The organism is Streptomyces sp. DF42, from assembly GCF_058267695.1.
In genome coordinates this window covers 2,657,911-2,672,330 of record NZ_CM177859.1, presented here as the reverse complement: position 1 = coordinate 2,672,330, position 14,420 = coordinate 2,657,911, and the positions used below count along the sequence as shown (strand labels likewise).

Annotated in this window: 15 protein-coding genes; 4 read left to right on the top strand and 11 right to left on the bottom strand. The window is 70.9% G+C overall.

Features of this window, described 5'->3' with window-relative positions; genetic code table 11:
* Window positions 1-12: 12 nt before the first annotated feature.
* The 4 genes from pspAB to glnA all read right to left on the bottom strand — a co-directional run bounded on the left by pspAB (window position 13) and on the right by glnA (window position 3,601).
* Window positions 13-597, bottom strand: a complete 585-nt coding sequence (gene pspAB, locus ACYUED_RS12245; protein WP_491292312.1) for a PspA-associated protein PspAB — start codon at window positions 595-597, stop codon at window positions 13-15.
* Between the two features lie 3 nt (window positions 598-600).
* Window positions 601-1,518 carry a zinc metalloprotease HtpX gene (htpX, locus tag ACYUED_RS12240; RefSeq protein ID WP_491292311.1) on the bottom strand — a complete coding sequence of 306 codons (918 nt, stop codon included), beginning with the start codon at window positions 1,516-1,518 and terminating at the stop codon, window positions 601-603.
* Window positions 1,519-1,810: 292 nt separating this feature from the next.
* Window positions 1,811-2,068 carry an SCO2583/SCO2584 N-terminal domain-containing protein gene (locus ACYUED_RS12235; RefSeq protein ID WP_491292310.1) on the bottom strand — a complete coding sequence of 86 codons (258 nt, stop codon included), beginning with the start codon at window positions 2,066-2,068 and terminating at the stop codon, window positions 1,811-1,813.
* A 123-nt stretch (window positions 2,069-2,191) separates the two neighbouring features.
* Window positions 2,192-3,601, bottom strand: a complete 1,410-nt coding sequence (gene glnA / locus ACYUED_RS12230; RefSeq protein ID WP_266513032.1) for a type I glutamate--ammonia ligase — start codon at window positions 3,599-3,601, stop codon at window positions 2,192-2,194.
* A gap of 197 nt (window positions 3,602-3,798) precedes the next feature.
* On the opposite strand from glnA, the gene ACYUED_RS12225 reads away from it, so the two are divergent.
* Window positions 3,799-4,266, top strand: coding sequence for an RDD family protein (locus ACYUED_RS12225; RefSeq protein ID WP_266513029.1), 468 nt, complete (start codon window positions 3,799-3,801; stop codon window positions 4,264-4,266).
* A 112-nt stretch (window positions 4,267-4,378) separates the two neighbouring features.
* On the opposite strand, the gene ACYUED_RS12220 is transcribed toward ACYUED_RS12225, so the two are convergent.
* From ACYUED_RS12220 to lipB, 4 genes are all read right to left on the bottom strand, one after another.
* On the bottom strand, window positions 4,379-5,080 hold the full coding sequence (locus tag ACYUED_RS12220; RefSeq protein ID WP_491292309.1) for a DUF4191 domain-containing protein: 702 nt from the start codon (window positions 5,078-5,080) through the stop codon (window positions 4,379-4,381).
* A 60-nt stretch (window positions 5,081-5,140) separates the two neighbouring features.
* Entirely contained in the window at window positions 5,141-5,341 is a 201-nt protein-coding gene (locus tag ACYUED_RS12215) for an SCO2195 family GlnR-regulated protein (RefSeq protein WP_491292308.1), read from the bottom strand.
* A 281-nt stretch (window positions 5,342-5,622) separates the two neighbouring features.
* A complete protein-coding gene (gene lipA, locus ACYUED_RS12210) occupies window positions 5,623-6,609 on the bottom strand; it encodes a lipoyl synthase (RefSeq protein WP_491292306.1) in 987 nt (328 codons plus the stop codon).
* A 74-nt stretch (window positions 6,610-6,683) separates the two neighbouring features.
* Window positions 6,684-7,484 (bottom strand): lipoyl(octanoyl) transferase LipB, encoded by an 801-nt coding sequence (gene lipB, locus ACYUED_RS12205; RefSeq protein WP_491292304.1) that lies wholly within the window; start codon window positions 7,482-7,484, stop codon window positions 6,684-6,686.
* A 252-nt stretch (window positions 7,485-7,736) separates the two neighbouring features.
* On the opposite strand from lipB, the gene ACYUED_RS12200 reads away from it, so the two are divergent.
* Window positions 7,737-9,173: an NsdA family TPR-like regulatory protein gene (locus ACYUED_RS12200; protein ID WP_491292303.1), complete on the top strand. Its 1,437-nt coding sequence runs from the start codon at window positions 7,737-7,739 to the stop codon at window positions 9,171-9,173.
* 120 nt (window positions 9,174-9,293) lie between these two features.
* Here the strand turns inward: ACYUED_RS12200 and ACYUED_RS12195 are convergent, their stop codons facing one another.
* Both ACYUED_RS12195 and ACYUED_RS12190 read right to left on the bottom strand, forming a co-directional pair.
* Window positions 9,294-10,637, bottom strand: coding sequence for an NAD(P)/FAD-dependent oxidoreductase (locus tag ACYUED_RS12195; protein ID WP_491292302.1), 1,344 nt, complete (start codon window positions 10,635-10,637; stop codon window positions 9,294-9,296).
* 149 nt (window positions 10,638-10,786) lie between these two features.
* The gene (locus tag ACYUED_RS12190) at window positions 10,787-11,683 is read right to left on the bottom strand and encodes a TIGR01777 family oxidoreductase (RefSeq protein ID WP_491292301.1); all 897 of its coding nucleotides are present in this window, start codon (window positions 11,681-11,683) and stop codon (window positions 10,787-10,789) included.
* A gap of 41 nt (window positions 11,684-11,724) precedes the next feature.
* On the opposite strand from ACYUED_RS12190, the gene ACYUED_RS12185 reads away from it, so the two are divergent.
* Window positions 11,725-12,213, top strand: a complete 489-nt coding sequence (locus tag ACYUED_RS12185) for a GNAT family N-acetyltransferase (protein WP_491292300.1) — start codon at window positions 11,725-11,727, stop codon at window positions 12,211-12,213.
* Window positions 12,214-12,217: 4 nt separating this feature from the next.
* Here ACYUED_RS12185 and ACYUED_RS12180 read toward each other — a convergent pair whose 3' ends face one another.
* A complete protein-coding gene (locus tag ACYUED_RS12180) occupies window positions 12,218-13,411 on the bottom strand; it encodes a MarP family serine protease (RefSeq protein ID WP_491292299.1) in 1,194 nt (397 codons plus the stop codon).
* Window positions 13,412-13,598: 187 nt separating this feature from the next.
* On the opposite strand from ACYUED_RS12180, the gene ACYUED_RS12175 reads away from it, so the two are divergent.
* Entirely contained in the window at window positions 13,599-14,405 is an 807-nt protein-coding gene (locus ACYUED_RS12175) for a peptidoglycan recognition protein family protein (protein ID WP_491292298.1), read from the top strand.
* The last annotated feature ends 15 nt before the right edge of the window (window positions 14,406-14,420 follow it).

Sequence of the window (14,420 nt, the reverse complement as noted above, 5' to 3'; positions counted from 1 at the left end):
CGCGCGCGGGCCCTACAGGCCGGGCGCGCCCCACACCGGGAACCAGCGGCTCAGGTCCTGCTCCATCCGCAGGTCGTCGGTGAGTGCCGCCTTCACCTGCAGCTCCAGCGCGTTGTCACGCCGCTGCCCCTCACCGGGCAGCGGCGCGAACGGGTAGAACGTGCCGCGCTTGTAGAGATAGACGAGCGCGAGCCGCCTGCCTCCCTCGCCCTGGAAACCGGCCAGGGAACACAGCAGCTGCGGCCCGAAGCCGTTCACCTCCATCGAGCTGTTCACCGCGTGCAGATCGTTGACCAGCTCCGACAACTGGTCGGGGGAGCGGCGGGAGAGCAGCCAGGAGTAGCCGAACTCGTCCTGGCGCAGCTCCACCGGAGGACCGTCCCGGTCCGCGTCCGCGTCCAGCAGGGCCTGGACCTCCCGGTGCGTCTGCTCGAAGGCCGAGCCCTCGACCGTGGCGAAGCACACCGCGCCCGTGCCGGTCGGCGTGAAACCGGCCGCGGCCTCAAGGGTCACGGCCGCCGACGGCAGCGCGAAGAGCCGGTCCAGATCGGGCAGGGCCGGTTTCGTACGGCCGAGCAGAATGTCCAGGAGCCCCATGCATCAGCCCTTTCCGGGGGTGGCCGCCTCACCCAACTCGGCGGAGATCCGCCCCAGTTGGTCGAGCCGCTGCTCCAGGCTCGGGTGCGTGGAGAAGTACCGCTCGATGCCGGGTTCCCTGCCGGTCGCCGGGGTGAAGTAGAAGGCGTTGAAGGCCTGGGCCGTCCGCAGGTCCTTGGTCGGGATCCGCGCGATGTCACCGGACACCTTGGTCAGCGCGGAGGCCAGCGCCGAGGGCCGCCCGGTGAGCAGCGCCGCCGCCCGGTCCGCGGCCAGCTCCCGGTACCGCGACAGCGCCCTGATGAGCAGGAAGCTGATCGCGTACACCGCCGCGGACACGCCCATCACCGCGGCGAAGACCATCGCGGTGTTCTGGTCCCGGCGCCCGCCGCCGAACAACTGCGAGTAGAAGGCGAACCGCACGATCAGTCCCGCGATCACACCGAGGAACGACGCGATCGTGATCACGGCGACGTCCTTGTGCGCCACGTGGGACAGCTCGTGCGCGAGCACGCCCTCCAGCTCCGCGGGCTCCAGTCGCCGCAGCAGCCCGGTCGTCACACAGATCACGGCGTGATCGGGATTCCGCCCGGTCGCGAACGCATTGGGCATGTCCATCTCGGACACGGCGACCACCGGCACCGGCATGTCGGCGATCGCGCACAGCCGGTCGACCACCGCATGCAGCTCGGGATACTCCTCGCGCTCCACGACCCGTCCGCGCATGGCGAACATCGCGATGCGGTCGGAGAACCAGAACTGCGCGACGAACATCGCCGCCATCAGCGCGACGACCAGCAACCAGGACTTGAGCAACACGATCAACGCGGCGAAGAACGCCACGTACAGCAATCCGAGCAGGAACATCGTGACCGTCATCCGCACGGTCAACCGCCGGTCGCTCCGGAAGCGGCTTTGCATCTGCCTCACCCCGCAGTCAGGCACTCGTCCCACTGCCAGTGTGCACCCGGCCACTCCCATGAAGTGGTCGCGATCGGCCCTAGGAGCTGCAAAGGCCCCGATCCAGTGCCGCGTCGGTCAAGGTCTGCCCGTCAAGGAGCGGCGTTCTGGCGAAGCCGGGAGGGGCGAGCGTGCTCTGGGGGAGTGCCGGCCGGAAGTCCTCGTACCGGACGTACTTGGGCTTTCGGCCGGTTCGAGGGCGGGGGCGCGTGCCGGGCGTCGCGACGGGGCGAACCTTGGCCGGCGCGGCACTCTAGTAGGGCGCCCGGAACTGTGCGTACCCCAGCAGCAGGATGATCGCGGCGACGCTGCCCAGCACGATCGCCGTCGACACCCACGACGACCGGCGTGGAGCGGCCGGCTCGGGGTCGCCGCGGAAGGGCACCGGCTCGGGTGGGTTCTCCTTCCAGCGCGCCGCGAGCATCCGCGCCCGCGCCGAGGGCTCCTTGTGGTCGGCGCTCTCCGCCCACCTGAGGTCGAACTCCCGCTCAGCGTCGTCCTGTTCGGACATCCCGGCTCTCCCCGTTGTCTCTGTCGAAGTCGACTGCATCGAACAGCAGTGCCAGAGCATACGATGACGCCCCCGCCCTGCAAAAGCAGGAACGGGGGCGCGGCCGAGCGGCCTACGGGCCGATCACACGTCGAAGTACAGCTCGAACTCGTGCGGGTGCGGACGCAGCTGCAGCGGAGCGATCTCGTTCGCGCGCTTGAAGTCGATCCACGTCTCGATCAGGTCCGGCGTGAAGACGTCGCCCGCGAGCAGGAACTCGTGGTCGGCCTCCAGGCGGTCGAGGACGGCCGGGAGCGAGGTCGGGACCTGCGCGACGTTCGCGTGCTCCTCGGGAGCCAGCTCGTAGAGGTCCTTGTCGATCGGCTCGGCCGGCTCGATCTTGTTCTTGATGCCGTCCAGGCCCGCGAGCAGCAGCGCGGAGAAGGCCAGGTACGGGTTGCCGGAGGAGTCGGGCGCACGGAACTCGACGCGCTTGGCCTTCGGGTTCGAGCCGGTGATCGGGATACGCATGGCCGCGGAGCGGTTGCGCTGCGAGTACACCAGGTTGATCGGCGCCTCGAAGCCCGGGACCAGACGGTGGTACGAGTTCACCGTCGGGTTGGTGAAGGCCAGCAGCGACGGGGCGTGCTTGAGGATGCCGCCGATGTAGTAGCGGGCGGTGTCCGACAGGCCCGCGTAGCCGGCCTCGTCGTAGAACAGCGGCTGGCCGCCGGTCCACAGGGACTGGTGGACGTGCATGCCCGAGCCGTTGTCACCGAAGATCGGCTTCGGCATGAAGGTCGCGGTCTTGCCGTTGCGCCAGGCCACGTTCTTGACGATGTACTTGAAGAGCTGCAGGTCGTCGGCCGCGGCGAGCAGCGTGTTGAACTTGTAGTTGATCTCCGCCTGGCCGGCGGTGCCGACCTCGTGGTGCTGGCGCTCGACCTGGAGACCGGACTTGGCCAGCTCCAGGGAGATCTCGGCACGCAGGTCGGCGAAGTGGTCGACCGGCGGGACCGGGAAGTAGCCGCCCTTGTAGCGGACCTTGTAACCACGGTTGTCCTCGAGGGCGCCGGTGTTCCAGGCGCCGGCCTCGGAGTCGATGTGGTAGAAGGACTCGTTCGCGCTGGTCGCGAAGCGCACGGAGTCGAAGACGTAGAACTCGGCCTCGGGACCGAAGTACGCGGTGTCCGCGATACCGGTCGACGCGAGGTAGGCCTCGGCCTTCTTCGCCACGTTGCGCGGGTCACGGGAGTACTGCTCGCCCGTGATCGGGTCGTGGATGAAGAAGTTGATGTTGAGCGTCTTGTCACGGCGGAAGGAGTCCACCCGCGCGGTCGACAGGTCGGCGCGCAGGGCCATGTCGGACTCGTGGATCGCCTGGAAACCGCGGATCGACGAGCCGTCGAAGGCGAGCTCCTCGTCCGGGTCGAACGCCTCGACGGGCAGCGTGAAGTGCTGCATGACGCCCGGCAGGTCGCAGAAGCGGACGTCGATGAACTTGACGTCCTCGTCCGCGATGAACTTCTTGGCCTCGTCGGCGTTCTGGAACATCCAGCTCCTCCTACTCCCGACCGCCTCGCCGGGGTGGTAGTTCGTTCGTGCGGCCAGTGCGGTGGCACACGCTGGCCCCGACACTAGGGACGCGTGATTTCTCGGGCGTGACCCATTTGTTTCGCTCAAGTTAACCGGACCCGGCCCCGTGTACCCCACCTGTCCGGATCGCGAAACGCCCGCAGTACCGTGGACGGGTGGAGAACAGGGATGCAATCGGCTCGTGGCTCTCGGGCCCCCGCGCGGCCGCAGAGGAAGCCGGTGTCGACTTCGGATACCCGGGTCAGCAGCTCGGCCTGCCGCAGGAGGGGCCGGGCTCCATCGCCCGCCCGGGCCGCCGGTTCGGTGCCCTGGTCGTCGACTGGGCGCTGTGTCTGCTGATCGCATACGGCCTGATCACGCACGGCTATGAGCGGGCGACCGGTAACTGGGCCCTGCTCGTCTTCTTCCTGCTCGGCGTCCTGACGGTCGGCACGATCGGCTTCACCCCGGGCAAGCGCCTCTTCGGCCTCCGCGTGGTCGCCCTGGACACCGGCCGCCCCAGCCCCCTGCGGGCCGCCCTGCGCACGGCCCTGTTGTGCGTGGCCATCCCGGCCCTGATCTGGGACCGCGACGGCAGGGGCCTGCACGACCGCCTCGCGCGCACGGTCGAGGTCCGTATCTAGCGCGTACGACGAGCGCGTATGACGAGTGCGACGAAGGGGCGCCCGGAGTGATTCTCCGGGCGCCCCTTCGTCGTACACACTCGTCGGCTCGTAGGAAGCTCGTGCGGGGAGGTCAGCGAGCCTTCGGCCCGCCCTTCGGCAGCTTCATGCCCTTGGGCATCGGCCCCTTCGGCAGCGGCATGTTGCTCATCAGGTCGCCCATGGCACGCAGCCGGTCGTTCGTGGCCGTCACCTGCGGACCGGTGAGGACGCGCGGCAGCTTCAGCATGGTGGTCCGCACCTTCTTCAGCGCCACCTGGCCCTCGCCCGCGCCGACCAGGATGTCGTGCACCGGCACGTCCGCGACGATGCGGTTCATCTTCTTCTTCTCGGCGGCCAGCAGGCTCTTCACCCGGTTCGGGTTGCCCTCGGCGACCAGGACGATGCCGGCCTTGCCGACGGCCCGGTGCACCACGTCCTGGCTGCGGTTCATCGCCACCGCGGGCGTCGTCGTCCAGCCCCGGCCGATGTTGTCCAGTACCGCCGCGGCCGCGCCCGGCTGGCCCTCCATCTGCCCGAAGGCCGCCCGCTCGGCCCGGCGCCCGAAGATGATCGCCGTTCCGAGGAAGGCGAGCAACAGGCCCAGGATCCCGAGATAGATGGGGTGACCGATCAAGAAACCGATCGCGAGGAAAACACCGAAGATGCCGATGCCGACAGCCGCGAGTACAAGACCGATCTTCTTGTCGGCCTTGCGGGTCATCTTGTAGGTCAGAGCGATCTGCTTCAGTCGCCCGGGGTTCGCAGCGTCCGCTGCCGTGTCCTTCCTCGCCATGCCACGAAGTCTACGTGGCCCGGGGACCGCCGTACGACGGCAGTACCCCGAGGACGGGATTCAGGGGCGGGGGACGAGCGTCTGGTCCAGGACGCGCTGGGCGTCGACCCGGTCCTTGGCGCGGCGGCGGTCCTCCAGGACGGAGGTCCATGCGTTGCGACGGGCGGTGCGCTGGCCGCTGCTCATGAGCAGCGATTCGACTGCACGCAGTGCAGTGGTGAACGACGGGATTGCGGTGGCGCGAACCGGCGCGGCCTGCATGGTGGAGGTCCCCCCTCGGGATACGGGCACGGGGTGTGGGTGTACGTGGCGTGAGTCCAGCGTCACTGATTGGTGTTACCAGGGCGTGACCGACCGGTCAAACGCCCATGAAGCCTTGATGCGACGAGCGAAAACGTTGACGCGGCCCTGGCGGCGCCCTCATCTGCGAGGACGGTCAGGACCGCGTCGAATCAGCCGTTACCGGCGGGTAGTTTCTTGTGCGCAGATTCACACGAAAGGGTGGCACTCCGTGCCATTCGGCGGACGGGCCCGGGCGCCCCTCAGACGGCCTGCGGGGCGACGTGGGGGGCCTGCTGCGGAGCGGCCGACTGACGCAGCTCGACTGCCATCTGGTACAGCCGCCCGGCGCGGTACGAGGAGCGCACCAGCGGCCCGGACATGACCCCCGAGAAGCCGATCTGCTCGGCCTCCTCCTTCAGCTCCACGAACTCGTGCGGCTTGACCCAGCGCTCGACGGGGTGGTGACGCACGGACGGACGCAGGTACTGAGTGATGGTGATCAGCTCGCAGCCGGCCGCGTGCAGCTGGCGGAGCGCGTCGCTGACCTCCTCGCGGGTCTCGCCCATGCCGAGGATGAGGTTCGACTTGGTGACGAGGCCGTAGTCGCGGGCGGCCGTGATGACCTGAAGCGAGCGGTCGTAGCGGAAGCCGGGGCGGATGCGCTTGAAGATCCGGGGCACGGTCTCGACGTTGTGCGCGAACACCTCGGGACGCGAGGAGAAGACCTCTTCGAGCTGCTCCGGCACCGCGTTGAAGTCGGGGGCGAGCAGCTCCACCTTCGTCCGACCGTCCGCGCGCTCGGCGGTCTGCGCGTGGATCTGGCGGACCGTCTCCGCGTACAGCCAGGCGCCGCCGTCCTCCAGGTCGTCGCGGGCGACGCCGGTGATGGTGGCGTAGTTCAGGTCCATGGTGACCACGGACTCGCCGACACGGCGCGGCTCGTCACGGTCCAGCGCCTCGGGCTTGCCGGTGTCGATCTGGCAGAAGTCGCAGCGCCGGGTGCACTGGTCGCCGCCGATGAGGAAGGTGGCCTCGCGGTCCTCCCAGCACTCGTAGATGTTGGGGCAGCCGGCTTCCTGGCAGACCGTGTGGAGTCCCTCGCTCTTCACGAGGTTCTGCATCTTGGTGTACTCGGGGCCCATTTTCGCCCGGGTCTTGATCCACTCGGGCTTGCGCTCGATGGGGGTCTGGCTGTTGCGGACCTCCAGGCGCAGCATCTTGCGTCCGTCGGGTGCGACTGCGGACACGACCGGCTCCCTAGCGATTGATTCTTCGGCGTGCCCAAGGGTACGCCCGTTGATTTGAATGCCCGGCGTGGAGTTCAGGCTGCCGGTGTCTTCTCGATCACCCTCGGCTGCAGGTCCGCGTTCTCCAGTACCTCCGCCAGGTGCCGCTCCACCACCGGCAGCACCTCCGCGATCGTCACGTCGTGGCCCAGTTCGTCGGCCAGCGACGCGACGCCCGCGTCGCGGATGCCGCACGGGATGATGCGGTCGAACCACTTGTTGTCCGGGTTCACGTTGAGGGCGAAGCCGTGCATCGTGACGCCCTTGGCCACGCGGATGCCGATCGCCGCGATCTTGCGGTCCTCACGGCGCTGGCCGGCGTTCGAAGGGGCGTACTCCGGGCCGTTCATGCGCGGGTCGAACTCCTCGTCGTGCAGACGGGGGTCGAAGTCGAGGGACAGCCCGCCGAGCGACGGTCGCTGCTCGACCGGGTCGCCGAGGATCCATACGCCGCTGCGGCCCTCGACGCGTGTGGTCTGCACGCCGAACTCCGCGCAGGTGCGGATCAGGGCTTCCTCCAGGCGCCGTACATGGGCCACCACGTCCACCGGGCGCGGGAGCTGCTGGATGGGGTAGCCCACCAGCTGGCCCGGGCCGTGCCAGGTGATCTTGCCGCCGCGGTCCACGTCGATGACGGGAGTGCCGTCGAGGGGGCGCTCGTTGTCCGCCGTGCGCCGGCCCGCCGTGTACACCGGCGGGTGCTCCAGGAGCAGCACGGTGTCGGGGATCTCGTCGGCGAAGCGCGCCGCGTGCACCCGGCGTTGCTCGTCCCACGCCGCCTGGTAGTCGACGGCCTCGGCGCCGAATCCCATCCGGACGAACCGCAGCTCACTCACGGCAAGCGCCTCCCTGGAAGTCGTAAGGCACGAAACGTGCCTACGCCACTGTACGACCGGCTGTCTCGCGTCAGCCCCGCGGGCAATCCTCACACGATCGGATGAACGAACGGCGTAATGTGCGATCGCCTGCTCACTCTCCGCTACATTCGCGCCGTTCGCAGAGGCCATAAGGGCTGCTCACAGGCAATCCGGGCGCAACGGGGCCGACACCGGCACCGGAGGTCCGAAAGGCAGGAGACCGCACCGCAGATGACGGAACGACCCGCGCAGCGCACTCCCAACCGTCAGCTCGCCGCGCTCATCGCAGAAGCCGGGTTCTCCAACGCGGGTCTCGCCCGTCGAGTCGACCAGCTCGGTCTCGAACACGGGCTTGATCTTCGATACGACAAGACGTCGGTCACCCGCTGGTTGCGCGGACAGCAGCCACGCGGGACCACTCCCGCCCTGATCGCCGAGGTCTTCACCCGCCGTCTGGGCCGCCGTCTCACCGCCCAGGACCTCGGCCTCGACGCCTGTGCGCCGGTCTACGCCGGGCTGGAGTTCGCCGCCACCCCCGAGGAGGCCGTCGACATCGTCGGCGGCCTGTGGCGCAAGGACTCCGGCTCGCACGCCGAGCTCCGCAAGATCGCGTTCACCCCGGCCGGCCTTGTCGTGCCCAGCCGCGACTGGCTGATCGGCCGCGCCGACGACAGGGTCGCCCGGGGCGAACAGCCCATCCGTGTCCCCGCCCAGGGCCGCCCCGTCGTCCCCCGCCAGCGCGGCCAGGCGGAGCGTGGCCCCGGCCAGCGGGTCACCACCGGCGACATCGCCGCGCTCCGCTCGGTCGGCGAACTGTTCCGCACCCTCGACAACATGTACGGCGGCGGCCACGCCCGCCAGGCCCTCGTGCGTTACCTGGAGCACGAGTGCGAGCCGATGCTGCGCGGCACCTACGGCGAGCAGACCGGCCGCCGGCTGTTCGGCGCGGCCGCCGACCTGACGCGGCTCGCCGGCTGGACGTCGTACGACATCGCCGCGCACGGGCTCGCCCAGCGCTACTTCGTGCAGGCGCTGCGGCTCGCGCAGGCGGCGGGGGACCGGGCGTACGGCTCGTACGTGCTGGTCACCATGAGCCGCCAGGCCGTGTACCTCGGGCACGGGCGGGAGGCCGTGCAGCTGGCGCGCGTGGCCCAGCAGGGTGTGGGCACCAATGCCCCGCCCGTCGTACAGGCCCTGCTGCACTCGGCCGAGGCGCGCGGGCACGGCGTGCTCGGCGAGGTGCGCAACTGCACCGCCTCGCTCGTCCGCGCCGAGCGGGCGCTGGAAACGGTCCGCGCCGGCGACGAAGTCCCGTACTGGGCGCGGTTCTTCGACGAGGCGCAGCTCGCCGACGAGTTCGGGCACGCGCACCGTGACCTGCAGCAGTTCCGTGCGGCGGCACAGCACGCCGAGCGGTCGCTCCAACTGCGGGCCCCCTCCTTCGCCCGCAGCCGGCTGTTCTGCCGGGTGGTCCTCGCCTCCGCCCGGCTCGGTCTGGGTGAACTGGACCAGGCCTGTCAGCTCGGTGCGGAGGCCGCGGGGGCTGCCGCGGAGATGCGGTCCGTGCGGGCGATCGAGTATGTCCGGGACTTCGAGCGGCGGTTGGAGCCGTACAAGGACGCGGCGCCGGTGCGGGGGTATCGCGACAGGGTCGCGGCCTTTGGGTAGCTGATCGCCGTGACGTCGACCCGCTGTGGGCCCGGTGCGGCTCCGTCGTGGTTGATCCCGCCCACGCGGCGGAGCCGCACATCGATACGAGCCCCGCGTCCCTGAAGGGGCAAAACCCGTTCAGGCCGCCCGTGTTGACGGGAGCGGGTCCGCCTTCTGCATGAAGCCGGCGGCCCCCAGGTCGGTGAGGAGCGCTGTCGCGGCGCGGTGGCCGGAGTGCAGCGCTCCCTGGACCGTGCTGGTGTCCCGGTGGTCGCCGCAGACGTAGAGGCCGGCCAGGAGCCGCACCGGGCGGCGAAGGTCGTGCGGGGGGCGCATGGCGGGGACGGCGTCGCGGGTGTGATGGACGGCCAGGGATTCCCAGCGGCGGGTCGAGGGGCCGTAGAGACGTGCGAGATGCATGCGTACGGCGGTGTCCAGGTCGACCGGGGGAGTACCAAGGACCGTCGAGGAGATGAGGGCACGGCCCGCGGGCGCACGGCTCGGGTCCACGGCGCTCACGACCGCCGTGTGCGCGACGGGGCCGCCGCGGTCGGCGTCCAGGAGCAGGGACGCGCCCGTCGCCGGTGGCTCGTCCGTGGTGTGGTGCAGCACCGTCAGCGGGTGGAAGTCCGGTACGCGCAGGCCCGGCAGGAGTTCGGCGGCGGCGCGCGCGTCCGTGGCGAGCAGGACTGCCCGGCAGCGGATCTCGCCGTGCTCGGCCGTGGTCACCGCGCTCGTGGAGACCGAGGTGACCCGGACGCCGGTGTGCACGGTGCCCGGTGGCAGCGCCCGGGCCAGAAGCTCCGGGAGCATCTCCGCACCCCCCTCCGGCAGACACAGCCGCCCGCACGCGAAGGCGCGCAGCGCGAGGTCGGCGCACCGGCTGGACGTGGTCAGCTCCGGGTCGCACAGCAGGGCGGCGAGCAGCGGGCGCACGAAGCCGTCGATCGTGCGGGCGGGGACGCCGCGGGCCGCGAGGGCCTGGGCGGCGGGCAACTCCGGCCGGGACAGCAGCCGTTCGATCGGCGTCGCCGCGAGCCGCGCGAGTGCGGTGCCGAGACGGGCCTGGTCGACGGCGGTGCCGAGCGGGGCCCCGGAACGGGGGGCGCTCTTCGCGGGGGCACTCGCCAGGGCTCGTACGGCGTGGAGTGCGCCCCTTGCGCCCCCCGCGCTCGCCGGAGGCACCGCGCGATGGTGGCGTCCGTCGCTGTGCAGCAGGACGCCCGGCGCGAAGGGACGCAGCACCAGCGCGTCCAGTCCGGGTGTCAGCCGTAGCTCGGGATAGGCCGTGGACAGCAGTTGGCCGATCCGGTCGAGCCGGAAGCCGTCGACCTTCTCCGTCGACATGCGGCCCCCCACACAAGGGGCGGCCTCCAGGACCGCGGTCGTCACTCCTGCGCTGGTCAGCCGACGCGCCGCCGAGAGCCCGGCGACCCCGGCTCCCACGATCACGACGTCCGCCTGGTACGCGGGCTCAAGCACGTGCCCCTCCCCGAAGTTGCGCGGCCGGTGGAGACGTCATGCCCCCAACAGGCTCTGGGAATACCCGAGTTCGGGTCGAGGTTAAGCTGGTAACCGGTCAAGAACAGTCGCGCATGGGCAGGGCACGGTCGCACAGCGGTCGCATGCGGTCACAGTGCGGCTTTGATCGCCCCCTGGATGTCCGGGAACGCGAACGTGAAGCCGGACTCCAGCAGCCGCTTCGGCAGCACCCGTGCGCTGCCCAGCACATCCCCCGCCATCTCGCCGAGCACCGTCCGCAGCACGGCCGCGGGCACCGGGAACAGCGTCGGCCGGTGCAGCGCGCGCCCCATGGCCGCGGTGATCTCCCGGTTCGTCACCGGGTTCGGGGCGGTGAGGTTGAACGGTCCGGACAGTCCGTCGGTGTCGATGAGATGCCGGATCGCGGCCACCTCGTCATGCAGCGAGATGTACGACCAGTACTGCCGCCCGTCGCCCATCCTCCCCCCGAGTCCCGCCTTGAACAGCGGGAACAACCGCCCCCAGGCCCCTCCCTCGCGGGCCACCACCAGCCCCGTCCGTGTGAACACGGTGCGTACGCCCGCCTCCCGCGCCGGCGCCGCCGCGCCCTCCCACTCCACGCACAGCTCCGGCAGGAACCCCGTCCCGGGCGGCGCGCTCTCGTCGACCGCCCGGTCGCCGGTCTCGCCGTAGAAGCCCATCGCGCTGCCGTTCACGAACACCCGCGGCTTCTTCTCCAGCGCCGCGACCGCCTCGGCCAGCGCCGCGGTGCCGAGCACCCGGCTGCACCGGATCCGTGTCCTGTACGCGTCCGTCCAGCGGCGGTCGCCCACACCGGCGCCCGCGAGGTTGACCACGGCGTCGCACCCGGCGAGCCCGGCCGCATCCACGCTTCTGCCCTCCGGGTCCCAGCGGACCTCGTCCTTCGCCCGGGGAGCCCGGCGCACCAGTCGCACCACCTCGTGCCCGTCGGCGGTCAGCGACCGCACCAGCGCGCCACCGATGAGCCCGGACGCACCGGCCACCACGATTCGGGAACGTTCCATGGCCCCTATTCTGCGCGTGGGGCGGACGTAGGGTGGCCGACATGCCGGTTCCGTACATACGCCACGCCACCCTCGACGACGAGGAGACGCTGGGCCTGCTCGACCGCGTCACCTGGTCCCCGCTGCACGCCGTCCAGCCGCGGCCGCAGCAGCCCTACGAACCCTTCTTCAACGAGCGGTTCGGGCCCAGGGACCACCTCGTCGCCGAGCTGGACGGCACGGTCGTCGGTTACGTCCGGCTCGGCCATCCGACACCCCTCGCGTGCAACTCCCACGTCCGCCAGATCCAGGGGCTCGTCGTCGCCGAGGAGGCGCGCGGCAGCGGAGTCGGACGGGCGCTGCTGCGGGCCGTGCGGATCGAGGCCCGCCGGCACGGCGCACGCCGCCTCACCCTGCGCGTGCTCGGGCACAACACCCCGGCACGGGGGCTCTACGAAGCCGAGGGATTCGTGGTCGAGGGGATCCTTCCCGGCGAGTTCCTGCTGGCGGGCGAGTACGTGGACGACGTCCTCATGGGGTCCAGTCTCTGACCGGTCACGACGTGACCAGCGCACCCGTGTCGACCGTCTCCGTCGCCCTCGCCCCGCGTGCGGCGTCGGAGGCGACCTCGGCCGCCGTCAGCACGTAGCCCGTCTCGTCGTCCGAGGTCGAGCGGGCGAAGACCACGCCGTAGACCCGGCCGTCGGTCGTCAGCAGCGGACCGCCGGAGTTGCCGGGCCGGACGGTGGAGCGGATCGAGTAGATCTCGCGGGTCACCATGGCGTCGCTGTAGATGTTCTGGCCCCTCGCCCGCACCCGGTTCGCGACGGTCGCCGCCTGGAGGTTCAGGTCGCCGTCCTGCGGGTAGCCGGCGACGACCGCCGAGTCCCCGCGGGCCGCGCTGTCGTCGAACTTCAGGAGCGGTGCGCCCAGCCCGGGCACGTAGAGCACGGCCACGTCCCTGTCGGGGTCGAAGAGCACCACCCGCGCCTCGTACGACCGCCCGACCCCGCCGATGCGCACGCTCGGGAGGTCGATGCCGGCCACCACGTGCGCGTTGGTCATGACGTGGTCGCGTGCGTACACGAACCCGCTGCCCTCGCGGCCCTGGTCGCCGGCGACGCCCTCGATCTTCACCGTGCTCAGCTTGGCCGCGCTCGTGGCGCTCGCCGTGACGCTGTCGCCGGTGGGCCTCGCCACCTCGGCCGTCGACTCGTTCTCGAACGGGTTGAAGACCTGGGGGAAGCCCGCCTGGGTGAGCGCGGTCGTGGCCCGGGAGAACCAGGTGGGGGTCGTGTCCGGCATGGCGTTCTGCACGGCGCCGAGCAGCGTCGAGTCCCGGATCGCCGTCGTGAGCAGCGGCGAGGAGGAGGCGCCCAGCACGCTCGCGGCGACCCACGCCACGAGCAGCACCGCCACCGAGTTGGCCACGGCCCCGCCGACTCCGTCGGCCACCCTGAGCGGACCGAGACCTGCACGGCCCAGCTCCCGGCGCAGCCGCAAAGCCAGCCGCCCCGCCAGCTCGTGCCCCACCACGGCCGGGACCAGCACGGTCAGCACCGCGGTCACGGTCGCGCGGGTCGTCCCCGCCGTCACCAGGTCCATCATCCAGGGAAGGAGCCACACGCCGAGGACCACGCCGCCGACGAACCCGGCGAGGGAGACACAGCCGGCCACCAGTCCGCGCCGGTAGCCGGACGCCGCGTAGGCCACAACGACCAGCAACAGCAGGATGTCGAGCAGGTCCACGAAGCCGCCTTTCTCTCAGACTCCCTATTACGCGCGGGACGGGCCCAGTGATCAGCGACACGCGCGTGGCGGCGGGAACCAGCCACGCGTGTGTGCATCAGGAAAAACGCCTCGGACCAGGACGATGGTTCCACCGGGTGGCACAGCACACATCGCGGACCGAGCGGATCCGGCCGAGAGTGAAGTCATGCGTGTCCGCAGATCTCCAGGAGCACGGCAGGCCGGCGCAGCGCGCATACCCCGCACCGCGCGGTCGCTGCTCGCCTGGCTGCCCGGACTGGCCGCCGTCCTCGGACTGATCCTCTGCGCGGACGGCATCGGACACACGAGCGCGGGCCGCCGGCCGCCGGTCGCGGCCCGCCCCGCCGCCCTGCACCCCGCGACCAAGCCGCACATCGTGCCCAGATCGGCCTGGCTGGATTCCCTCACCCGGCACGCCCAGCCGCCCCCGCGCTACGACGACAAGGTCGTCGCGGTCTTCGTCCACCACACCGACTCGCCGAACGGCTACGACTGCGCCGACGTGCCGCGCATCATCCGCTACCTCTACGCGGGCCAGACCGGCGCCCGGAACTGGGACGACATCGGCTACAACTTCCTCGTCGACCGCTGCGGCACCATCTACGAGGGCCGCGCGGGGGGCGTCGACCGCCCCGTCACCGGCGCCCACACCCAGGGTTTCAACCACCGCTCGGCCGGCATCGCCGCGATCGGCACCTTCACGGCCGGCGCCGCCGTGCCGAAGGCGATGACGGACGCGATCGCCGCAGTCGCCGCCTGGAAGCTGGGCCTCGCCGACATCGACCCGCGCGCCGAGGCGCGTCTGGTCTCCAGCAACAGCCTCAGCCGCTACACGTCCGGCACGACCGCCACCCTGCCCGCCCTCGCCGGACACAAGGACGCCTACATGACGAGCTGCCCCGGCGCCGCGCTCAGCGCCCGCCTTCCCGCGATCAGACAGCAGGCGGCACGGCTGCAGGGCCGGATCCCCTAGCGGACCGCGCCCGCG

Coding starts and splice junctions, on each gene's coding strand:
- pspAB (WP_491292312.1), bottom strand. CDS start 597: ATGGGGCTCCTGGACATTCTGCTCGGCCGTACGAAACCGGCCCTGCCC.
- htpX (WP_491292311.1), bottom strand. CDS start 1,518: ATGCAAAGCCGCTTCCGGAGCGACCGGCGGTTGACCGTGCGGATGACG.
- ACYUED_RS12235 (WP_491292310.1), bottom strand. CDS start 2,068: ATGTCCGAACAGGACGACGCTGAGCGGGAGTTCGACCTCAGGTGGGCG.
- glnA (WP_266513032.1), bottom strand. CDS start 3,601: ATGTTCCAGAACGCCGACGAGGCCAAGAAGTTCATCGCGGACGAGGAC.
- ACYUED_RS12220 (WP_491292309.1), bottom strand. CDS start 5,080: ATGGCGAGGAAGGACACGGCAGCGGACGCTGCGAACCCCGGGCGACTG.
- ACYUED_RS12215 (WP_491292308.1), bottom strand. CDS start 5,341: ATGCAGGCCGCGCCGGTTCGCGCCACCGCAATCCCGTCGTTCACCACT.
- ACYUED_RS12200 (WP_491292303.1), top strand. CDS start 7,737: ATGACGGAACGACCCGCGCAGCGCACTCCCAACCGTCAGCTCGCCGCG.
- ACYUED_RS12190 (WP_491292301.1), bottom strand. CDS start 11,683: ATGGAACGTTCCCGAATCGTGGTGGCCGGTGCGTCCGGGCTCATCGGT.
- ACYUED_RS12185 (WP_491292300.1), top strand. CDS start 11,725: ATGCCGGTTCCGTACATACGCCACGCCACCCTCGACGACGAGGAGACG.
- ACYUED_RS12175 (WP_491292298.1), top strand. CDS start 13,599: ATGCGTGTCCGCAGATCTCCAGGAGCACGGCAGGCCGGCGCAGCGCGC.